The sequence below is a fragment of the Aureimonas sp. CAS genome, from assembly GCF_059838215.1.
In genome coordinates, this window is record NZ_CM187563.1 from 2134279 (window position 1) to 2153859 (window position 19581).

21 protein-coding genes are annotated in these 19581 nt (G+C 69.5%); 9 read left to right on the forward strand and 12 right to left on the reverse strand.

Going from position 1 to position 19581, the window contains the following annotated elements; genetic code table 11:
• Positions 1 to 79 precede the first annotated feature (79 nt).
• Positions 80 to 730 (reverse strand): protein-L-isoaspartate O-methyltransferase family protein, encoded by a 651-nt coding sequence (locus tag AC6R2M_RS10305; RefSeq protein ID WP_500487561.1) that lies wholly within the window; start codon positions 728 to 730, stop codon positions 80 to 82.
• Positions 731 to 919: 189 nt separating this feature from the next.
• On the opposite strand from AC6R2M_RS10305, the gene AC6R2M_RS10310 reads away from it, so the two are divergent.
• Positions 920 to 1198 (forward strand): hypothetical protein, encoded by a 279-nt coding sequence (locus tag AC6R2M_RS10310; protein ID WP_500481803.1) that lies wholly within the window; start codon positions 920 to 922, stop codon positions 1196 to 1198.
• Positions 1199 to 1207: 9 nt separating this feature from the next.
• On the opposite strand, the gene AC6R2M_RS10315 is transcribed toward AC6R2M_RS10310, so the two are convergent.
• The 9 genes from AC6R2M_RS10315 to pcaD all read right to left on the reverse strand — a co-directional run bounded on the left by AC6R2M_RS10315 (position 1208) and on the right by pcaD (position 9160).
• On the reverse strand, positions 1208 to 2869 hold the full coding sequence (locus AC6R2M_RS10315) for a thiamine pyrophosphate-binding protein (RefSeq protein ID WP_500481805.1): 1662 nt from the start codon (positions 2867 to 2869) through the stop codon (positions 1208 to 1210).
• 98 nt (positions 2870 to 2967) lie between these two features.
• The gene (locus AC6R2M_RS10320; RefSeq protein WP_500481807.1) at positions 2968 to 4002 is read right to left on the reverse strand and encodes a 3-carboxy-cis,cis-muconate cycloisomerase; all 1035 of its coding nucleotides are present in this window, start codon (positions 4000 to 4002) and stop codon (positions 2968 to 2970) included.
• A gap of 1 nt (position 4003) precedes the next feature.
• Positions 4004 to 5209, reverse strand: coding sequence for a 3-oxoadipyl-CoA thiolase (gene pcaF / locus AC6R2M_RS10325; RefSeq protein WP_500481809.1), 1206 nt, complete (start codon positions 5207 to 5209; stop codon positions 4004 to 4006).
• Between the two features lie 5 nt (positions 5210 to 5214).
• Positions 5215 to 5886 carry a 3-oxoacid CoA-transferase subunit B gene (locus AC6R2M_RS10330; RefSeq protein ID WP_500481810.1) on the reverse strand — a complete coding sequence of 224 codons (672 nt, stop codon included), beginning with the start codon at positions 5884 to 5886 and terminating at the stop codon, positions 5215 to 5217.
• Positions 5883 to 6617 (reverse strand): 3-oxoacid CoA-transferase subunit A, encoded by a 735-nt coding sequence (locus tag AC6R2M_RS10335; protein ID WP_500487562.1) that lies wholly within the window; start codon positions 6615 to 6617, stop codon positions 5883 to 5885. Before AC6R2M_RS10335 ends, AC6R2M_RS10330 begins: the two co-directional genes overlap by 4 nt.
• A gap of 17 nt (positions 6618 to 6634) precedes the next feature.
• Positions 6635 to 7261, reverse strand: a complete 627-nt coding sequence (pcaG, locus tag AC6R2M_RS10340; RefSeq protein WP_500481812.1) for a protocatechuate 3,4-dioxygenase subunit alpha — start codon at positions 7259 to 7261, stop codon at positions 6635 to 6637.
• Positions 7261 to 7977, reverse strand: a complete 717-nt coding sequence (pcaH, locus tag AC6R2M_RS10345; RefSeq protein ID WP_500481814.1) for a protocatechuate 3,4-dioxygenase subunit beta — start codon at positions 7975 to 7977, stop codon at positions 7261 to 7263. Before pcaH ends, pcaG begins: the two co-directional genes overlap by 1 nt.
• A complete protein-coding gene (gene pcaC / locus AC6R2M_RS10350) occupies positions 7974 to 8372 on the reverse strand; it encodes a 4-carboxymuconolactone decarboxylase (RefSeq protein ID WP_500481816.1) in 399 nt (132 codons plus the stop codon). The genes pcaH and pcaC overlap by 4 nt, the downstream gene beginning before the upstream one ends.
• Complete coding sequence (gene pcaD, locus AC6R2M_RS10355; RefSeq protein ID WP_500481818.1) at positions 8369 to 9160, reverse strand: 3-oxoadipate enol-lactonase; 792 nt, start codon at positions 9158 to 9160, stop codon at positions 8369 to 8371. Before pcaD ends, pcaC begins: the two co-directional genes overlap by 4 nt.
• Before the next feature lie 93 nt (positions 9161 to 9253).
• Here pcaD and pcaQ point away from each other — a divergent pair, with 93 nt between their 5' ends.
• A complete protein-coding gene (gene pcaQ / locus AC6R2M_RS10360; protein WP_500481820.1) occupies positions 9254 to 10183 on the forward strand; it encodes a pca operon transcription factor PcaQ in 930 nt (309 codons plus the stop codon).
• Positions 10184 to 10237: 54 nt separating this feature from the next.
• Here the strand turns inward: pcaQ and AC6R2M_RS10365 are convergent, their stop codons facing one another.
• Entirely contained in the window at positions 10238 to 11161 is a 924-nt protein-coding gene (locus AC6R2M_RS10365) for a helix-turn-helix domain-containing protein (protein WP_500481822.1), read from the reverse strand.
• A 127-nt stretch (positions 11162 to 11288) separates the two neighbouring features.
• Between AC6R2M_RS10365 and pobA the strand changes: the two genes are divergently transcribed.
• Positions 11289 to 12467 (forward strand): 4-hydroxybenzoate 3-monooxygenase, encoded by a 1179-nt coding sequence (pobA, locus tag AC6R2M_RS10370; RefSeq protein ID WP_500481824.1) that lies wholly within the window; start codon positions 11289 to 11291, stop codon positions 12465 to 12467.
• Positions 12468 to 12622: 155 nt separating this feature from the next.
• Positions 12623 to 12925: a DUF982 domain-containing protein gene (locus tag AC6R2M_RS10375; protein ID WP_500481826.1), complete on the forward strand. Its 303-nt coding sequence runs from the start codon at positions 12623 to 12625 to the stop codon at positions 12923 to 12925.
• Between the two features lie 63 nt (positions 12926 to 12988).
• Here the strand turns inward: AC6R2M_RS10375 and AC6R2M_RS10380 are convergent, their stop codons facing one another.
• Positions 12989 to 13867: an SMP-30/gluconolactonase/LRE family protein gene (locus tag AC6R2M_RS10380; protein WP_500481828.1), complete on the reverse strand. Its 879-nt coding sequence runs from the start codon at positions 13865 to 13867 to the stop codon at positions 12989 to 12991.
• 289 nt (positions 13868 to 14156) lie between these two features.
• Between AC6R2M_RS10380 and budC the strand changes: the two genes are divergently transcribed.
• From budC to AC6R2M_RS10405, 5 genes are all read left to right on the forward strand, one after another.
• Complete coding sequence (gene budC / locus AC6R2M_RS10385; protein WP_500481830.1) at positions 14157 to 14918, forward strand: meso-2,3-butanediol dehydrogenase; 762 nt, start codon at positions 14157 to 14159, stop codon at positions 14916 to 14918.
• Between the two features lie 84 nt (positions 14919 to 15002).
• On the forward strand, positions 15003 to 16028 hold the full coding sequence (gene curA, locus AC6R2M_RS10390; protein ID WP_500481832.1) for an NADPH-dependent curcumin/dihydrocurcumin reductase: 1026 nt from the start codon (positions 15003 to 15005) through the stop codon (positions 16026 to 16028).
• Positions 16029 to 16099: 71 nt separating this feature from the next.
• Positions 16100 to 16888, forward strand: coding sequence for a pseudouridine synthase (locus tag AC6R2M_RS10395; RefSeq protein ID WP_500481834.1), 789 nt, complete (start codon positions 16100 to 16102; stop codon positions 16886 to 16888).
• Between the two features lie 187 nt (positions 16889 to 17075).
• Entirely contained in the window at positions 17076 to 18179 is a 1104-nt protein-coding gene (locus AC6R2M_RS10400; RefSeq protein WP_500481836.1) for a GGDEF domain-containing protein, read from the forward strand.
• A gap of 137 nt (positions 18180 to 18316) precedes the next feature.
• Entirely contained in the window at positions 18317 to 19543 is a 1227-nt protein-coding gene (locus tag AC6R2M_RS10405; RefSeq protein WP_500481838.1) for a YeeE/YedE family protein, read from the forward strand.
• The last annotated feature ends 38 nt before the right edge of the window (positions 19544 to 19581 follow it).

Sequence of the window (19581 nt, forward strand, 5' to 3'; positions counted from 1 at the left end):
TCCCTCGCGCCAGCGCTTTACAAACACGCTTGCATGTTATGCGGTGCCGATGTGCTTTCCGCACGACACCTCGCCGCCCTCAGAAGACGAAGCCGCGTTCCTTGCGAAAGCCCGGAAGCGCCGGGAGGCTGCAATTGAAGCCGAACCGGTCGGACACGATCTCGCCGTCGCGCACGAACAGCTTGGCCATGCCCGCATTGCCGTGGCCGACCACGGCGACGAGACGACCCCGCTCGGCGAGCTGCTGGACCAGCGCGGACGGCACCTCGTCCACCGCCCCTTCGAGCAGGATCACGTCGAACGGCGCGGCCTTCGGCAGGCCCGCCGCCAGCGGCCCCTGAACGATCTCCACGCCTTCGACGCCGGCCTCCGCAAGAGCCGAACGCGCGGAAGCGGCGAGCTCCTCGTTCTCCTCCAGCCCGACGACCGACTGGCCGAGGCGGGCGGCGATGGCACATGAATAGCCGGTGCCGCAACCGACGATCAGAACGCGGTCGTCGCTATCGATGCTCGCGAGCTGCAACATCTTCGCCAAGGGCGAGGATTCGATCAGAAAACGGCCGGGCGCCAGCGGGATGTCCGCGCCGATATAGGCGAGGTCGCGCCGCTCGCGCGGCACGAACAGCTCGCGCGGCACATTCAGGAAGGCCCGCAGGATCTCCAGATCGGTGACGTCGGTCGTCCGAATCTGGTTGTCGACCATCTTCACCCGCGCGGTGGCGAAGTCCATGGCACCCTCGTCGATCATCGTTGCTCGCGCGCGTCCCATAGAACATCGCGGCGCAAAGCGGAACCGAGGAGTTGCGCCCGCGTGGCCGACCGGACCGCACTCTCCCGCCTGGAAGGATCGAACACGCCCTCGGGCGCGTTTCGATGGGCACGATCGGAGCGGGACTGCTTCGAACGATGGAGACCCGTCATGAAGGCCGCCCGGCTCGCTCTGCCCCTTCTCGCCCTGCCCCTTCTTGCCTTGTCAGGCTGCGTCGCCCAGACGGGCGTCGTCTACGGCACGTTCGAAATCCCGCCTGAGCGGTCGGGCTCGCGCTGCGAGAACTACGCTCGGCAGACATACTACAACGTCTACAGCGATCTCCACGATTCCGGCGACAGCTTCGGCGCGCGGGGCTTTTCCCGCGCCAACGCCGAGGCCGCCGCCGAACGCGCCTATCGGCGCTGCCTCAGCGGCCGGCTGAACTGAGCTCGCCGTTCAGGCGCCTTCGCGGATCTGCGTCAGGGTCCGGCGAAGGCTGAGCGCTTCGGGGTCCACGCGCACTTCGATCAGCGCCGGCCCGTCCGCCGCCAGCGCCTCGCGAAGAACCCGTTCGGCATCCTCCGTGCGCTCGATCGTCGCGCCATGCGCGCCGAAGGCACGCGCATAGGCCGCGAAGTCCGGGTTGGTCAGCGCGGTCGCGCTCTCGCGGGCCGGATAATGCTTCTCCTGATGCATGCGGATCGTGCCGAGCATGCCGTTGTTCATGACGAGGAACAGGATCTTGAGGCGATGGCGCACGGCCGTCGCCAGCTCCTGGCCCGTCATCAGGAAGCAGCCGTCGCCGGCAAAGCACACGACCTGCCGCTCCGGCGCGACGAACCCGGCCGCGACCGCCGCCGGCACGCCGTAGCCCATGGCGCCGTTGGTCGGCGCCAGCTGCGTGCGGTAGTCGCGGTGGACCCAGAACTTGTGGACCCAGGTCGCGTAGTTTCCGGCCCCGTTGCAGACGATCGCCTCCGGGGCGAGCGCGCGCACCGTTCGCACGATCGCGCCGGGATCGACCGCGCCCGGCGGGGTCGGCACGTCGCCGCGACCGCGCTCGAAATCGGCCCGCGCGGCCTTCGTCTCGTCCGCCCAGGCGCTCGAATCGATGGCCGGGCCGTCGAGCATCGCTTCCAGGAACGCCTCGCTCGACGCGTTCATCGACAGTGTCGGCCGGTAGACGCGGCCGAGCTCTTCGGACCCCGGATGGATGTGGACGAGCGGCTGGCGGGGCTCGGGAATGTCGAGCAGCGTGTAGCCCGAGCTCGGCATCTCGCCCATGCGCGCGCCGAGCAGGATCAGGCAGTCGCTCTCGCGGATCCGCTTGGCGAGCGGGGCGGCGACGCCGATCCCGACATCGCCGACATAAGAGGGGTGCTCGTTGTCGAGATAGTCGAGGCAGCGGAATTCGAGCCCGACGGGCAGGCCGTCGCGCGTCGCCCACTGCGCGAGAAGGTCGGCGCAGCGCGCGCTCCAGCCCCCGCCGCCGGCGATGACGAGCGGGCGCCTGGCCTCGCCCAGCCTCTGGCGCAGAGCGGCGATGTCGGCGGCGCGCGGTGCGGGCGGAGCGGGCACGGCGGCGGGCGCTGCGGCGCGCTGGTCGGTCTCGCCGGACAGCATGTCCTCCGGCAGCGCCAGCACCACCGGGCCCGGACGGCCGTTCATCGCGACATGAAAGGCGCGGCTGACGAATTCGGGAATGCGCGTGGCGTCGTCGATCTCGGCGACCCATTTCGCGATGGAGCCGAAATAGGCCTTATAGTCGATCTCCTGGAACGCCTCGCGCTCCTTCATGTCGCGCGCGACCTGCCCGATGAAGAGGATCATCGGCGTCGAGTCCTGCTGCGCCGTGTGCAGGCCGATCGAGGCGTTGGTCGCGCCGGGACCGCGCGTCACGAAGCAGATGCCGGGGCGGCCCGTGAGCTTGCCGGCCGCTTCCGCCGCGAAGGACGCGCCGGATTCGTGCCGCGTCGTGACGAATCGCATCTCGGGGTGATCGACGAGGGCGTCGAGGACGGCGAGATAGCTTTCGCCCGGAACGCCGAAGATCAGCTCGACACCGTTGATGCTCAGCGCTTCCGTCAGAAGCCTCGCACCTGTCGTCCGTCCGCCCATCGTCGATCCTCCCGTTCTGCCATTCGAATGCCGGCGGCACACTGCCGCGCCGATGTCGGCTGGCGCAAGGCCATAGCGGAATGCGACGGGGTCGGCGATCAGCGGCCGGTGAATTCCAGGTTGGCGATCAGCCCCTCGGCATGGCGCAGCGCGGCGCCCGCCGCCTCGGCCATCTGCGGAAGGATCAGCCATTCCAGCGTCCATGCCGCGCCCGACCGCTCGTTCTCGTGGACGAGGCTCTGTGCCAGCGTCCCGAGGAGACCGGCGTTGAGCCGCGCCAGAGCCACCAGAAGTTCGGCCGCGACCGGGTTCTGCTTGTGCGCCATGGCGGACGAGCCCCCCGCCCCGGCGATTCGGACGGCGCCGCGCTCGGTCTGGGCCAGCAGCGCCACGTCCTGACCGATCTTGCCGAGCGTCCCGGTCAGGAGCGCCAGCCCCTGCGCGAGGTCGAGGATGAGGGTGCGATCCGAGTGCCAAGGCTCGGCGTCCATCAGCCTCAGCCGCGCGGCGAGCATTTCGCGAAGCCGAAGATGGTCCAGTCCGAAGGACGCGCCGTCGCCCACAGGGCCGCCGAGCTGGATCTGCAGCTGATCGTTGAGATCGAGGAGGCGGGCGCGATGGTCGGCCAGCGGGCGCGTCCAGGTCGCGATCTTGGCCGCGACGGTGAAGGCTAGCGCCGCCTGCATCCGCGTCTGCGCCATCAAGGGCTTCGCCCCTTCGTCGCGAGCCGTCACGGCCAGCACGGCGAGAACGCGATCGCACCGCAGCGCAAGGACTTGCAGCACGTCCTTCAAACGAAGCATGAGGCCGGTATCGACCGCGTCCTGGCTCGTCGCGGCCTTATGGAGATGAGCCGCATGCGGCTCGCCCAAGCTCGCCCGAAGGGCCTTCACCAGCGCCGGAACCGGCACGCCGTCGCGCAGCATGCCGCTTGCGAGCGCGTCGAGATCGGGGTCGAAGGCTTTCGTCGCCCGAGCGATCGAGAGCGCTGCCTCGGCCGGGATGATCCCGAACTCGGCCTGCGCGCCCGCCAGCTCGCGTTCGAAGACGAGCATCGCCTCGATTTCGGCCTCGGCCGAGAAGAAGCGGGCGATCTCCTCGTCGGAGGCGATGCCGGCGGCAAGCCCGCTCATATCACACGCGCTCCAGCGCGATCGCGATGCCCTGCCCGACGCCGATGCACATGGTGGCGAGCGCGCGTCGTCCGCCGTTGAGGGACAGCTCCAGCGCCGCCGTCCCGGCGATCCGCGCGCCCGAAGCGCCCAGCGGATGGCCGAGCGCGATGGCGCCGCCATTCGGGTTCACGCGGGCATCGTCGTCGGCGATGCCCAGCTCGCGAAGCGTCGCCAGACCCTGGCTGGCGAAGGCCTCGTTCAGCTCGATCACGTCGAAGTCGGCGGCCGTCAGGCCCAGCCGCGCCATGAGCTTCTGCGAGGCCGGTGCGGGTCCGATGCCCATGATGCGGGGCGGAACGCCGGCCGTGGCGCCGCCGAGAATGCGCGCGATCGGCGTCAGCCCGTGGCGCCGGGCCGCCTCCTCGCTCGCCACGATCAACGCCGCCGCCCCGTCGTTGACGCCCGATGCATTGCCCGCCGTCACCGATCCGCCCTCGCGGAACGGCGCCTTGAGCTTGGCGAGCCCTTCCAGCGTGGTGTCGCCGCGCGGATGCTCGTCCGAGCTCACGATTTTCGGCTCGCCCTTGCGCTGGGGGATCGTCACCGCCGCGATCTCCCGAGCCAGACGGCCGTTCTCCTGCGCGGTCACCGCCTTCTGTTGCGAGCGCAGCGCGAAGGCGTCCTGGTCCTGACGCGACACGCAGTAGTCGGCCGCGACGTTCTCGGCCGTCTCCGGCATGGAATCGACGCCGTACTGCTTCTTCATCAGCGGATTCACGAAGCGCCAGCCGATGGTCGTGTCGTGAATTTCGGCCGAGCGCGAGAAGGCGCTTTCGGCCTTCGGCAGGACGAAGGGCGCGCGTGACATGGATTCGACGCCGCCCGCGATCATCAGCTCGGCCTCGCCGGCCTTGATCGCGCGCGCGGCCATGATGACGGCGTCCATGCCCGATCCGCAGAGCCGGTTGACGGTCGTGCCCGAGACGCCGACCGGCAGGCCCGCGAGCAGCGAGGACATGCGCGCGACGTTGCGGTTGTCCTCGCCCGCCTGGTTGGCGCAGCCGTAGATCACGTCGTCCACCGCCTCGAAGTCGACGGAGGAATGCCGCTCCATGAGCGCGCGCAGCGGCACTGCCCCGAGATCGTCGGCGCGCACCGAGGAGAGCGAACCGCCGAAACGGCCGATCGGCGTGCGCAGATAGGAGCAGATGAAGGCGTCGGGCATGGGTCTCAAAGCTCCGGTGCGGTCAGGTCGGCGACGGTGCCGTCGGTGTGGAGCTTGGCTCCGGTCATCCCTTGCAGTTCGTCCAGCGAGATCGAGGCGAGCTTCTCGCGAAGCACGAAACGCCCGTTCTCGACATCGACGACGGCAAGGCTGGTATAGACGCGCGTCACGCAGGCGACACCCGTCAGCGGCAGCGAGCAGGCCTGCAGCAGCTTCGGCCGCCCGTCCTTGGTTACGTGGTCGGTGATGACCGCGACGCGCTTGGCGCCGTGGACGAGGTCCATCGCCCCGCCGACGGCGGGAATGCCCTTCGGGCCGGTCGACCAGTTGGCGAGGTCGCCGGTCTCGGCCACTTCGAAGGCGCCGAGGATGGCGACGTCGAGATGGCCGCCGCGCACCATGGCGAAGCTGTCGGCGTGGTGGAAGAAGGCGGTGCCGGGTTTCAGCGTCACGGCCTTCTTGCCGGCGTTGATCAGGTCCCAGTCCTCCTGACCGGCCGGCGGCGCCTCGCCGAAGCCGAGAATGCCGTTCTCGGTGTGGAAGATCGCCTGGCGCCCGTCCGGCTGAAAGCGCGCCACCATTTCCGGCAGGCCGATGCCGAGATTGACATAGGCGCCGTCGGCGATGTCCTGCGCGGCGCGCCACGCGATCTGAGCGTTGGAAAGCCTCGCGGTCATGCCGTCACCTTCGGATGCGCGGCGCCCGCGCGGTTGAGATCCTCTTCCTGCGCGGGGTCGGAAACCTCGACCACGCGCTGCACGAAGATGCCGGGTGTCACCACGGCTTCCGGGTCGATCGCGCCGGGCTCCACGACCTGCGAGACCTGCACGATGGCGACCGCCGCCGCCGTGCACATCAGCGGCCCGAAATTCCGCGCGGCTTTGTTGTAGGTCAGATTGCCGAGCCGGTCTCCGGCCTTGGCCTTCACCAGCGCGTAGTCCGCCTTCAGCCACAGTTCGCGCACGTAAGGCCGGCCGTCGAACTCCTCGACAGCCTTGCCGGCCGCCAGATCCGTGCCGTAGCTCGTCGGCGTGTAGAAGGCCGGAATGCCGGCGCCCCCGGCCCGGATGCGCTCGGCGAGCGTGCCCTGCGGCACGAGCTCCAGCTCGATCTGGCCAGCCAGATAGCGCTCGGTGAAGACGCGCGGATCGGCCGAGCGCGGGAAGGAGCAGATCAGCTTGGCGACCATGCCCTGCTCGATCATCGCCGCGAGCCCGACATGGCCGTTGCCCGCATTGTTGTTGACCACCGTCAGATTCTTCGGGCTCCCGGTTTCGAGGAACCGGTCGATCAGCGCGTGGATCAGCTCGATCGGCGCGCCCGAGCCGCCGAAGCCGCCGATCATCACGCTCGCGCCGTCCGGAATGTCCGCCACGGCCTCTGCGAGGCTCGCGACCGTCTTGTCCACCATCGTGCCTGCTCCCGTCAGATGTCGAGGAAGACGGTCTCGCCGTCTCCCTGAAGGCGAATGTCGAAGCGGTAGACCGCCAGTCCGTCGCGCATCGAGCGCTTCGCGATCAGCGTGTCGCGTCGCGCCGGTTCGGGAATGCGCTGGAGCAGGGGGTCGGCCGCGTTCGCCTCCGCCTCGTCCTCGAAGTAAAGCCGGGTGTGCAGCCCGACATTGATGCCGCGCGCCGCGATCCAGACCGTCACGTGCGGCGCCTGACGGCGCCCGTCGGGCAGCGGCACGACCCCCGGCTTGACGGTCTCGAAGCGGAAGGAACCGTCCTTCTCGTCGGTCGGCAGCCGCCCCCATCCGCTGAAATCCGGATCGGCCGTGCCGCGCGTCTCGCCCGGCGAGTTGTGGAACCCGTCCGCATCCGCCTGCCAGATCTCGATGAGCGCATCGCGCACAGGGCTCCCCGCGCCGTCGAAGAGCTGCCCTTCGATCAGGATGCGCTCGCCCTTCGCCTGCGGGCCGACGAGGACGAGACCGAGGTCCTTCTCGTAGACGCCGGTGATCTCCACCCAGTTCGGATTGGTGCCGATATGGACGTAGGGGCCGGCCGTCTGCGACGGCGTCTCCTTCAGATAGGAAAGCGGCTGGACCATCAGTTCCCCTCCGGGCGGTTCTCGAAGAAGGTCGAGCGGCGTCCGCGCAGCACGATGTCGAACTTGTAGGCGAGAGCGTCCATCGGAAGCGTGGCGTTGCGGTCGAGGGCGGCGACGAGCTGGTCGATGGCGCGCTCGTCGTCGATCGTCCGCACGATCGGACATTGCCGGATCATCGGATCGCCCTCGAAATACATCTGCGTCACGAGCCGCTGGGCGAAGGCCTCGCCGAAGACCGAGAAGTGGATGTGCGCCGGGCGCCAGTCGTTGACGCCGTTCGGCCATGGGTAGGCGCCCGGCCGGATGGTGCGGAAGGCGTAGGCGCCGTCCTCGTCCGTGATGACGCGGCCGCAGCCGCCGAAATTCGGGTCGAGCGCCGCGACGTAGCCTTCCTTGTGGTGGCGGTATCGCCCGCCGGCATTGGCCTGCCAGACCTCCACGAGCGCACCGCGCACGGGCCGCGCGTTCTCGTCCAGCACCCTTCCGTAGACGACGATGCGCTGGCCGATCGCCTCAGCGCCGTCCTTGCCGTAGTTGCGGATGAGGTCGTGGTCGAGCGGGCCGAGGACGTCGTGGCCGAAGACCGGGCCGGTCGTCTCGGACGGGGTGGCCGGCATCGACAGGAGCGCGCCGCGCGGGGCGCGCAAAATCGTCGACTTGTAGGACGGGGCGAGCGGCGCCGGGTGCCAGGCGCGGTCGCGCGGAAAGAAGGTCATTGGGAGTCTCCCTCCATCTCCGCGAGCGTCCTCTTGGCGATCTTGATGGCGTGGTTGGCGGCCGGCACTCCGGCATAGACCGCGACGTGCATCAGCGCCTCCGCGATGTCGTCCGCGCTCGCTCCGGTGTTCCTCGTCGCCCGCACATGCATGGCGACCTCCTCGTCCTGACCGAGCGCGGCGAGCAGCGCGATGGTCACGATCGAGCGCTCGCGCAACGTGAAGTTCGGCCGCGACCAGACCGATCCCCAGGCGCCCTCGGTGATGAAGGTCTGGAACCCCCGGTCGAACTCGGTGATCGACGCGCTCGCCCGGTCCACATGGGCGTCGCCCAGCACCTTGCGGCGCGTGGCCATTCCCGTCCGGTAGCGTTCGGTCGGCTCGGTCCCGCTCATGCGTCCACTCCCGAAAGATGAGCCCGGATCAGCGCCGCCACGGCGTCCGGCTGCTCGATGCAGGGCAGATGCCCGGCCGCCTCGATGACCTCGAAGCGCGCGCCGGGAATCGCCTCGGCGGTCGCCCGGACGAGGTCCGGCGGCGTCGAGAGATCGGCATCGCCGACCGCGACGAGCGTCGGGACGGCGATCGAGCCCAGCTCGCCCGTCAGGTCCGCGTCGCGGATCGCGGCACAGGTGCCGCAATAGCCGTCGGCCGGCGTGCGTTCGAGCATGTGGCGCCAACCGGAGAGGTCCGCGAGGCGCCGGCGTGCGAAGCCGTCCGTGAACCAGCGTCCGATCACGCCCTCGGAGATCGAGGCGAGCCCGCCTTGGCGGATCGCGTCGATACGCCCGTTCCAGAGCTCCGGCCCACCGATCTTGGACGCGGTGTCGAGAAGCACGAGGCGCACGAGCCGTTCGGAGTGCCGGATGGCGATGTCCTGCGCGATCAGCCCACCGACCGAAAGGCCGACCAGCGAGACCTCGTCCCAGCCCAGCCGGTCGAGGAGCGCCAGCAGATCGGCGGAATGGTCCGCGATCGCGTAGTCGCCGGAAGGCGCGCTCGACAGGCCGTGCCCTCGCTTGTCGTAGAGGAGGATTTCGAACGTTCCCGCCAGTCGCCCGACCACTTCGTCCCAGATGCGCGCATCCGAGCCGAGCGAATTGGAGAAGACGAGGCGCGGTCCGCCCGCCGTCCCGGCCACTCGATAATGCAGGATCTGCCCGTTGACGTCCGCGAAGGCCATCGTCTCTCCCTCTCCCGTAGCTGGAGGATTACCAGCACCCTGAAGTCATGTAAAATGAGGTTTCGTGCCGGTCTGATAACCCAGGGGTAAAGAATGGCTCTCGATGCCGCCGTGCGTCTTCGGCATCTCTCGACCTTCGTGGCCGTCGCGCGCGCCGGCTCCATGTCACGCGCCGCGCGCGCCCTGAACGTCACCCAGCCCGCCGTCTCCAAGACCTTGCGCGAACTGGAGACGCTTCTGGGCGTGGCGCTGTTCGACCGCTCGGGCCGGACCATCTCGCTGTCCCGTTTCGGCTCGCTCTTCCTGCGCCATGCCGAGGCGGGGCTGAACAGCTTCGACGAGGGCGCCCGCGCCCTCTCCTCGGCACGCGATCCGTCCTCCCTGCCCCTGCGGATCGGCGCCTTGCCGACCGTCTCGTCCCGCCTGATGCCAGAGGCGGTCCGCCTGTTTCTCGGCGAAGGCCTCGGCGCGGTTCCCCGCATCGTAACGGGTCCGAACGATCATCTTCTGCACCTTCTTCGCGAAGGCCAGCTCGACATCGTCATCGGCCGAATGGCCGAACCGGAGACGATGGCGGGCTTCCACTTCCAGCCGCTCTATGCCGAACCCCTCTGCCTCGCCGTGCGGCCCGGTCATCCGCTGCTCGATCGCGGGCGCCTTCGGCCGGAGGACATCGCAGCCTGCCTCCTCATCCTGCCGCCGCCCGGCTCGGTGATCCGCGCGGCCGTCGACCGGTTCCTGCTCGTCTCGGGCATTCCGCCGGCATCGCGGATCGTCGAATCCGTCTCGCTGGCCTTCGGCCGAACCTTCGTTCGCGAAACGGACGCGGTGTGGTTCATCTCCGAAGGCGTCGTCGGCCATGACATGGCCGAGGGAACCCTCGCCCGTCTCCCGCTCGACATGCGCACCACCATGGGCGCGGTCGGCGTCACCCAGCGCGCCGGAGGGGCGGTCTCGATCGCGGCGGAAATCTTCCTCGCCAGCCTCGCCGACGCCGCCCGGCGCCTCGCCTCGCCCGCATGAAGCCCGTCCGGCGGACGCGTCCGTCGGAACGGCCTCGGGAACGGACGCGAGAGGCTATCGGCCGCTCTCGCCCGGCGCTCCTGCGTCGGCGGCGCGTCGATACTGCAGCGGGCTCATGCCCGTGCGCTGACGGAAGAAGCGGCTGAAATAGGCCGAATCCTCGAACCCGAGGCGATAGGCGATCTGCGCGACCGGCAGCGCCGTATAGGTCAAATGGCGCTTGGCCTCGACGAGCCGCCGGTCCTGGATCAGCCGTGCGGGCGAGCGCCCCGTGACGGCGCGGCAGACGCGGTGGAGATGGGCGAGCGAGACGCCGGACCGCCTCGCATAGTCGGCGAGCGGGCGGTGCTCGGCATAGTCGCTTTCCACCGCTTCGAGGAAGCGCCGGACGAGCGCGGCGCCGGGGCGCTCGTTGGCCGGCGCGTGGGCCTTGGACCCGGCCGCCGTCTGCCGCGCGGTCCAGAGCGCCAGCAGGGTCGCGCGCGACAGGAGCGCCGCCTCCCGCCCTGGAGCCGGCGTCTGATGTTCGGTGAGAAGCGTGCGCGACAGGAACTCGGCCTCGTCCCACTGCGCATCGCCCTCGGGAACGGAGACGGCCGCAAAGCGCCCGAGCCGCGACAGGACCGACGGGGCGAGCGCCAGCCCGGCCGACAGGAGCGAGGCCGGAACGCTGACGACGATGCCGACGGTGCCCGGCGTGAAGTCGTAGGCGTGGACGCAGAGCGGCGGCACCCAGGCGAGCGAGCGGGCCGGAAGGCCGACGCGCTCGCCCTCCGCGCTCGCCACCGCATGACCCTCGGTGATCAGCAACGCCTGGAACAGATGCGAGTGTCGGTGCGGGGCGATGCGCCAGTCGAAACCGGAGGAGCGGCTGGAGATGGTCTCGGCATGGACGGCGAGCGGCAGATGCGGCGCGTCCACCTCGCCATAGAGGGCGTAGACGGGGATGTCCTGTCGGGTGGCGGCAAGCGCGGGCATGCGGACCCCATGAAGGAGAGATTCGTCCTGTTCTTTGCGCCGCGGCCGCCCATGCCGCAAGCCCCGCCGTCGGGCGATAAGCGGAGCCGCGCCGTCGCCGGCGCGCGATCAGCCGAAGGGACCCATCATGCGCGCTCGAACGAAGGTCACGATCATCGGGAGCGGCCCGTCCGGCCTCCTCCTCGGCCAGCTTCTGTCGCGGGCCGGCATCGACACCATCATCCTGGAGCGCTCGACCCGCGAGCACGTCCTGTCCCGCATCCGGGCCGGCGTTCTGGAGCGCGGCACCGTCTCGCTGCTCGAGGAGGTCGGCGCGGCCGGGCGGCTTCACCGCGAAGGTCTCGTCCATGACGGGTTCGAGCTCGCCTTCGACGGTATGCGCCACCGCCTCGACCTCGCCGCGCTGACCGGGGGCGCGCATGTCACCGTCTACGGCCAGACCGAAGTGACCCGCGATCTGATGGAGGCGCGCGAGGCGGCGGGACTCCCGACCGTTTTCGAAGCCGCCGACGTCGCGCTGCACGACCTAACGAGCGATCGCCCGCGCGTGACCTACCTGGCGAACGGCGAACCTCACGAGATCGAGTGCGACTTCGTCGCCGCGTGCGACGGCTATCATGGCGTCGGGCGCCGCTCGATCCCGGCGGAGGCGCTCAAGATCTTCGAGCGCGTCTACCCCTTCGGCTGGCTCGGCCTTCTGGCCGACGTGCCGCCGGCCGCCGAAGAGCTCGTCTACGCCACGCACGAGCGCGGCTTCGCGCTCCTGTCGATGCGCTCGCTCACGCGCTCGCGCTACTATGTTCAGGTGCCGATGGAGGAGCGCGTCGAGAATTGGAGCGACGCCCGCTTCTTCGACGAGCTGCGCGCCCGCCTGCCGGAGGATCTGGCCGCGCGCGTCACCGAAGGTCCGTCCATCGAGAAGTCGATCGCGCCGCTGCGCTCCTTCGTCGCCGAGCCGATGCGCTACGGTCGCCTGTTCCTGGCCGGAGACGCGGCGCATATCGTGCCGCCGACCGGGGCCAAGGGCCTGAACCTCGCCGCCGGCGACACCCACTATCTGCGCGAGGCGCTCGTCGATCACTATGCCGGCGGCGGCGAGGCCGCGCTCGCCTCCTACTCGCCGCGCGCGCTCCGGCGCGTCTGGCTGGCCGAGCGCTTCTCCTGGTGGATGACGCGCATGCTCCACCGCTTCCCCGAGGACGACGGCTTCGAGCGCCGGATCGGACGCACGGAGTTCGAGCACGTCGCCTCGGTGCGCAGCGCGGCCGTCAACCTTGCCGAGAACTATGTGGGACTTCCCTACTGATTCCCGTCGACAGCCGACGCGGCTCTTCTTAAGGCGATCTTAAGGCGGGAATGAATCGGCGGTTAATTCGCGCGGAACGTTTCCCTCCCTGGAACGTATTGGGTCCACCCAATCGTAAGGCGGACTTGTCGGTTCGCCAGAAGGAGGAGTATTCGATGAGCCACACCCTGTTCTCGCGGCCCGTCCGGATCTTCGTCGGCCTCGGCATGCCAAGAAACATCGACAGCGCCTTCCAGGCCTACGCCTTCCTCAGCGAACTTCCCAAGGACGGCCGCGAGTTGCGCGCCGCGCGCGAGGCCTGCCTTGCCGCGATCAACGGTCTGGGCGATGTCGAGCGCGCCCGCCAGGCCTTCGTGGATTACGCCGAGCGCACCATGATGCTGGTGGACGACATCGAGCCCGCGCCGCTCGCCGCCAACGAGGCCGGCGCCGCCACGGGCCTTCGCCTCGTCGGCTGATCCTTCGCGTTCTTTCGAAGGCCGCGGTCGCTTCCGGCGCCGCGGCCTTTGCGCGCCGGGCGATCAGATCGGGCGCGCCAGCGGCTCGATGGTTCCGCGCGCGCCGACATCCAGGAGGAAGGTTCGTCCGGCCGACGGGTCCGCCCGCCTCTCCTCCTCCGTCATGCCCTCCGCGGCCGTCGTCACCATCAGGCGGTCGAGCCGGTCTCCGACGAAGCAGGGGCATGTCACCTGCGACGCCGGTATCCGGATGCGCCGGACCACCCGCCCCTCCGGCGAGATGGCGTGGATCGCGCCGCCGCCATTGATCGCGCACCAGATCGTGCCGCCTTCATCCATCACCGCGCCGTCGATCACGCCCTCGCCCTCGTGGAGGTGGAACAGCTCCGGCTCCCCCTCCGGCAGGCCCGTGTCGGGATCGACCGCCATGCGCAGCAGCCTGCCGGTCGGACTGTCGATGATGTGGCCGGTTCGCCCGTCGGCGGTGAAGCAGGTGGCGTTCGGCACGGTGAAGCCGTCGAAGAGCTTCGTCAGCCGCCCTTCGTGGAAATGGTAGACCGAGCCGGCGCCCTCCTCGAAGGTCAGGCTCATCGTGCCGATCCAGAAGGCACCGGAGGAATGGACGCGGCCGTCATTGGAGCGCAGATGCCGGTTGTCCGGGTCGATCCCCTGGATGAAAGAGAGTTCGCCCGTGGCCGGGTCGCGCAGATGCAGTCCGTCGTCGAGCGCCATGAGCTGCCGGCCGTCGGCGCAGGCCGCGATTTCGGACGGCATGCGTTTCATCGGGTGGCGCAGGATGCGCCCGCTCGACGGATGCCATTCGAACAGCGCCTTGCCGAGGATGTCGCACCACCATGCGACGCCGGACGCATGGTCGTAGCTCGGGCCCTCGCCCAGATGGCAGGCCTGCGCCGGCAGGGTTTCGATCTCGAGGCGTTCCACCGGCGCTCTCCGTCGTTCGCTCGTCGTCCCGGTCGGACGCGTGGGTAATGAAGCGTCGTCCCGGCAGGAACGTCGCATGGGCGGCGAGACCCGCAACTAGGTGGAATGCGACGCCCGAGAAGCGCGCCGATCGTTTGGGGCGAACGGATCGCGCGATCACGTTCGCGCCAGCGAGGTTTGACGCGATGGAATGCGTCATCTCGCCCGTCGCCCCTTCGTCTCGCGCGGATCGTCCTTATCTCGTGGCGCGAAACGGCCCTCGGGCCGCATCGGATCGAAGGGATGATTCATGATGTTCGCGGACAAGGTGGTGATCGTCACGGGCGCGGGGTCGGGCATCGGCCGGGCGACCGCCCGTCGCTTCCACGAGGAAGGCGCCGACGTGGTCTTCGTCGGCCGGCGGAAGGAGAAGCTGGAGGAAGCGGCCGAGGGGCTCGACGACGACCGCGTGCTGATCCAGTCCGCCGACGTGTCGGACCGCTCGCAGATCGAGGGCGTCGTCCAGGCGACGATCACACGCTTCGGCCGCCTCGACACGCTGGTCAACAATGCCGGCACGGCGGTGGTGAAGTCCTTCGGCAACCTCAGCGACGAGGATTGGCGCAAGGTCCAGTCGACCAATGTGGACGGCCTCTTCTTCGCCTCCCGCGCCGCGATGCCCTTCCTTCTGAAGAGCCAGGGCTCCATCGTGAACGTCTCGTCCGTCTCGGGCATCGGCGGCGACTGGGGCATGAGCGCCTACAACGCCTCCAAGGGCGCGGTCACGAACCTCACCCGATCGCTGGCGCTGGAGTTCGGCGGCCAGGGCGTGCGCGTCAACGCGATCAACCCGTCGCTCACCCGCTCGGAGCTGACCGAGGACATGCTGTCGAACGAGGAGATGATGAGGAAGTTCGCCGAGCGCTGCCCGCTCGGACGCGCGGCCGAGCCGGAAGAGGTGGCCGATGTCATCCTCTTCCTCGCCAGCCCTCTCGCCCGCTTCGTCAACGGCGTGAACCTTCCCGTGGACGGCGGCGTTTCGGCCTCGAACGGCCAGCCGCCCATCGGCTGAGACCGAACCGGACCGGCGCGCCCGATCCAGATCCGCCCGGCGTTTCATTCCGCCGGGCGGACGACAGACAGACAAGGATCCCCAATGACCGAGACGACAGGCCAACGCATCGTTCTCGCCTCGCGCCCGAAGGGGCGCCCGACGACCGACAATTTCCGCTTCGAGACCGTGGCGCTCGGCGAACCCGGCGAGGGCGAGGTTCTTCTCGAAACCCTCTATCTCTCGCTCGACCCCTATATGCGCGGCCGGATGAGCGACGCGCCGTCCTATGCGCCGCCGGTCGAGATCGGCGCGACCATGGTCGGCGGGACGGTCAGCCGCGTCCTCGCCTCGCGCGACCCGAAACTCCGGGAGGGCGACGTCGTCCTGTCCTATTCCGGGTGGCAGACGCACGAGATCACCAAGGCCAAGGGCCTGCGCAAGCTCGACCCGTCCGCCGCGCCCCTTTCCACGGCGCTGGGCGTCCTCGGCATGCCCGGCTTCACCGCCTATGTCGGGCTCGGGGAGATCGGCAAGCCGAAGGAGGGCGAGACCGTCGTCGTTGCGGCGGCCAGCGGGCCGGTCGGCTCGGCCGTCGGGCAGATCGCCCAGCTGCGCGGAGCCCGGGCCGTCGGCATTGCCGGCGGACCCGAGAAGTGCGCCTATCTCAAGGACGAGCTCGGCTTCGACGAGGCCATCGACCATCGCGCGCCCGACTTCGCCGAGCGCCTGAAGGCCGCCTGCCCGAAGGGCATCGACGTCTATTTCGAGAATGTCGGCGGAGCGGTCCAGAAAGCGGTCTGGCCGCTGCTCAACCCCTTCGCGCGGGTTCCGGTCTGCGGGCTCGTCGCGCACTACAATGATTCCGAGCGCCCCGAAGGTCCCGACCGCCTTCCCGGCGCCTTCGCCGACATCCTGCGCAAGAGCCTGACGATCCGCGGCTTCATCCAGACCGAATTCGTCGCCAAGGCCGACGAGTTCGCCCGCGAGGCCTCGGCCTGGGTGCGCGAAGGCAAGCTGCGCTACCGCGAGGACATCGTGGACGGGCTGGAGAACGCGCCTGAGGCCTTCTTCGGGCTTCTCGAAGGCAAGAACTTCGGCAAGCTCGTCGTGCGGGTGAAGCCCGAATAGGGCTCGCCTTCTCCACGACCGCCATGGAGCGGCGCTTGGCTTTTGGCCGAGTGCGCTCCATGGACCAAGGCATGAAGCGCGACCGCCCCTCCTCCAGAGGCCCCTCGACGGCAACCCCGCGCCCGCGAACAACGGGTCACGGCGTCGCGCGGGTCCTGTCCAAGCTCGGATACGCCTCCCGCAGCGAAAGCGAGCGTCTGGTGCGGGACGGCCGGGTGAGCGTGAACGGCCGCGTGGTGACCGACCCGGAGCACCGGACGGATGCAAGCCGCGACAGGATCGCCGTGGACGGCACGCCCGTCGGCGCGGTCGAGCCGGTCTATCTCATGCTGAACAAGCCGCGCGGTCTCGTCACGACGCGCGACGACCCGCAGGGACGGCCGACCGTCTATTCCTGCCTCGAAGGGCTCGACCTGCCGCATGTCGCCCCGGTCGGGCGCCTCGACAAGGCAAGCGAAGGGCTCCTTCTCTTCACCAACGACACGGTCTGGGCGAATGCCGTCCTCGACGGCGAGCACGCGCCGCACAAGACCTATGACGTGCAGATCGACACCGTTCCGGACGACGATTTTCTGGCCCGCCTGTGCCTGCCCGTGGAGGATGGCGGCCAGACCTTGGTCGCGCGCTCGGTCGAGCTCCTGCGCCATGGCCAGCGCAACGCCTGGCTTCGGATCGTGCTCGACGAGGGACGCAACCGGCACATCCGCCGCCTTCTCGCGGCGCACGATATCGCGACGCTGCGTCTGGTACGGGTCGCGATCGGGGAACTCGAACTCGGGGCGCTCGAAAAGGGGCGGACGCGGCCGCTCACGCCCGACGAGATTAGCGGTCTGCGAGCCGGCCGACGACGCCGGGTGTGAGGCGACGCGGGTCCGGTCCGCCCCGATAGGATCGCCGCATGCCGTCGGTCCGACAATCAGGACCTTCAAGCACCGCGTCCGTTTTCGAGCCGATGCGGCAGGGTCGATGTCGCTTCCATCCTGCAAACGATTTCGTCTAAGGAAATGCGCGAGTCGCCGTTGAGCGGAGTCCGATCGGAGACGCGGAATGCCCCTCGACCCTGTGACCCTTCACGTGGCCAACGGACTGATGAACGTCACCTACGGCGTGATGTTCGTCGCCCTTTGGCACACCGGACGGCGTCAGCACCATTTCCTCGCCTGGGGCGTGGCGCATCTCCTGATCGCCGCCGGCGTCCTCGGCTTCGCCTTCGTCGGCCGCACGAGCCTGATCGCCAGCGCCCTCATGATCGCCCTCATTTCCATGGGCATCGCTGCGATCTGGCTCGGCTGCCGCCTCTTCGACAACCGGAGCTCGAGCTTCGCGATCCTGCCGCTCGGCCTGCTGGCGCCCCTCGGCTTCGTCCTCGGCGCGATCGGCCTCGGCGATCCGCGCATCGGGCAGGTCCTCACCGTCGCCTCGCTCGGCATCCTTTCGACCGGGATCGCGCTGCAGGTGCTGAACGGCGAGGCGACCCGCTCCTTTCCGCGCGTCGCCGCGGCGCTCGCCAATCTCGGCTTTCTGCCCGCCTATCTGCTCTCGGCTCTCGCGACGCTCGGCGTCCTCGCCCTGCAGAACGACGGCACCGTCGTCCTCGTCGCCGATCAGGTGCTCACCAACGTCCTGGCGGTCGCGCTGCTCGCCATGGCCGGCGAGCGGCGCCAGCGTCGTCTGGCCGACCTCGCGCTCGTCGATCCGCTGACCGGAGCCCTGAACCGCGCGGGCCTCGAAGCCTTCGAAACGACGACAGCGCGTTCGCCCGACCGCGCCGTGCTCCTGGTCGATCTCGACCACTTCAAGGCGATCAACGACCGCCACGGCCACCCGGCGGGGGACGAGGTGCTGCGCCGCTTCGTCTCCATCGCCCGCGAGACGATCCGGCCCGGCGACGCGGTCGCGCGGCTCGGCGGCGAAGAGTTCGTGATCCTTCTCTCCTCGTCGGACCGCGAGAGTGCGATCGGGCATGCCGAGATGCTGCGCGCACTCGTCGAGCACCGGCCGGTGGATTGGAACGGCGTGTCCATCGCGCCCACCGTCTCGATCGGCGTCGCGTCGGTGGCCGGGGGCGAAGCGCTGGCTTCGGCCATCGAACGCGCGGACCACGCGCTCTATCTCGCCAAGAAGAGCGGCCGGAACCGCATCGCGGCCTGACCGCTCGGCTGGAACGTTTTTCCGCCGCGACGCCGTCTGCGGGAACGCCGTTCTTCGAAGCCGACGCGTCCTCGCCCTAGCTTTGGGATGACGCCGCGAGTTCAGCGCGGCCCCCAATCCCGTTCAGGAGGCGCGCCATGAGCCGTGCCGTTCCCGCCGGCGGTGCAGCACCTGCGCTACCGCCGATCCAGTCACCCGCCCTTCTGGCGGCGCTCGCCCTCGCGCTCGGGGCCGTCGCGCTCGGCCTCGCCTTCGAGGCGCGGCAAGGCGCGCTCCTCATCCTCGGCGGCGCGCTCGGTCTCGTCCTCTATCACGCGGCCTTCGGCTTCACCTCCGCCTGGCGCGTCTTCATTCTGGAAGGGCGCGGCCGGGGCCTGCGCGCGCAGATGGTGATGCTCTCCATCGCCGTCCTCCTCTTCTTCCCCGCCCTTTCGAGCGGCACGCTCTTCGGAGAGGAGGTGCGCGGCCTCGTCTCGCCGCTCTCGACCGGCGTCGTCGTCGGCGCCTTCATGTTCGGGATCGGCATGCAGATGGGCGGCGGCTGCGCCTCCGGCACGCTCTTCACCGCCGGCGGTGGCAATGCGCGCATGGTGGTGACGCTCCTGTTCTTCATCGTCGGCTCGGTGCTCGCCACCGTTCATTTCGACTGGTGGACCGCCCTGCCCGCCTTCGAGCCGGTCACGCTCGTCTCGCTCGGCGCGCCTGCCGGCATCGCGGTCTCGCTCGCGCTCTTCGGCGCCATCGCCCTCCTCACGATCGTCTGGGAGAGGCGCCGCAACGGCGCGCTGGAGAGCGAGCCGCCGGCCCGCACGCGAGGCTGGCAGCGCTTTGCCCGCGGCCCCTGGCCTCTGGTGGCCGGCGCCGTCGCGCTGGCGCTTCTCAACTTCCTGACGCTCTGGCTTGCCGGGCGCCCCTGGGGCATCACCTCGGCCTTCGCGCTCTGGGGTGCCAAGGGCGCGCAGGCGCTGGGCATCGACCCGACCGCCTGGGCCTATTGGCAGACGCCCGCCAACGCGGCGGCCCTTTCGAACAGCGTCTTTGCCGACGTCACCTCGGTGATGAACTTCGGCATTATCGGCGGCGCGCTTCTGGCCGCCTCGCTCGCGGGCCGCTTCGCGCCCTCGCTGAAGATCCCGCCGCGCTCGCTCTTCGCCGCGATCATCGGCGGGCTCTTGCTCGGCTACGGCGCGCGCATCGCCTATGGCTGCAACATCGGGGCCTATTTCTCCGGCATCGCCTCGGGCTCGCTGCACGGCTGGCTCTGGCTGGTCGCGGCCTTCGCGGGCAATGCGGTGGGCGTGCGCCTCCGCCCGTTCTTCTTCGGTGAGGCGCATCGCGGAAACGCGGGCGCGGGCAACGCCTGAGCCGCGTCTCGATCCGCTTCCCGTCCGGTTCGCGTTCC

Coding starts and splice junctions, on each gene's coding strand:
- pcaG (WP_500481812.1), bottom strand. CDS start 7,261: ATGGTCCAGCCGCTTTCCTATCTGAAGGAGACGCCGTCGCAGACGGCC.
- AC6R2M_RS10310 (WP_500481803.1), top strand. CDS start 920: ATGAAGGCCGCCCGGCTCGCTCTGCCCCTTCTCGCCCTGCCCCTTCTT.
- pcaF (WP_500481809.1), bottom strand. CDS start 5,209: ATGCCCGACGCCTTCATCTGCTCCTATCTGCGCACGCCGATCGGCCGT.
- AC6R2M_RS10405 (WP_500481838.1), top strand. CDS start 18,317: ATGAGCCGTGCCGTTCCCGCCGGCGGTGCAGCACCTGCGCTACCGCCG.
- AC6R2M_RS10395 (WP_500481834.1), top strand. CDS start 16,100: ATGAAGCGCGACCGCCCCTCCTCCAGAGGCCCCTCGACGGCAACCCCG.
- AC6R2M_RS10330 (WP_500481810.1), bottom strand. CDS start 5,886: ATGACCGCGAGGCTTTCCAACGCTCAGATCGCGTGGCGCGCCGCGCAG.
- pcaH (WP_500481814.1), bottom strand. CDS start 7,977: ATGACCTTCTTTCCGCGCGACCGCGCCTGGCACCCGGCGCCGCTCGCC.
- AC6R2M_RS10400 (WP_500481836.1), top strand. CDS start 17,076: ATGCCCCTCGACCCTGTGACCCTTCACGTGGCCAACGGACTGATGAAC.
- AC6R2M_RS10305 (WP_500487561.1), bottom strand. CDS start 730: ATGGACTTCGCCACCGCGCGGGTGAAGATGGTCGACAACCAGATTCGG.
- pcaD (WP_500481818.1), bottom strand. CDS start 9,160: ATGGCCTTCGCGGACGTCAACGGGCAGATCCTGCATTATCGAGTGGCC.
- pcaQ (WP_500481820.1), top strand. CDS start 9,254: ATGGCTCTCGATGCCGCCGTGCGTCTTCGGCATCTCTCGACCTTCGTG.
- curA (WP_500481832.1), top strand. CDS start 15,003: ATGACCGAGACGACAGGCCAACGCATCGTTCTCGCCTCGCGCCCGAAG.
- AC6R2M_RS10375 (WP_500481826.1), top strand. CDS start 12,623: ATGAGCCACACCCTGTTCTCGCGGCCCGTCCGGATCTTCGTCGGCCTC.
- budC (WP_500481830.1), top strand. CDS start 14,157: ATGATGTTCGCGGACAAGGTGGTGATCGTCACGGGCGCGGGGTCGGGC.
- pobA (WP_500481824.1), top strand. CDS start 11,289: ATGCGCGCTCGAACGAAGGTCACGATCATCGGGAGCGGCCCGTCCGGC.
- AC6R2M_RS10320 (WP_500481807.1), bottom strand. CDS start 4,002: ATGAGCGGGCTTGCCGCCGGCATCGCCTCCGACGAGGAGATCGCCCGC.
- pcaC (WP_500481816.1), bottom strand. CDS start 8,372: ATGAGCGGGACCGAGCCGACCGAACGCTACCGGACGGGAATGGCCACG.
- AC6R2M_RS10365 (WP_500481822.1), bottom strand. CDS start 11,161: ATGCCCGCGCTTGCCGCCACCCGACAGGACATCCCCGTCTACGCCCTC.
- AC6R2M_RS10315 (WP_500481805.1), bottom strand. CDS start 2,869: ATGGGCGGACGGACGACAGGTGCGAGGCTTCTGACGGAAGCGCTGAGC.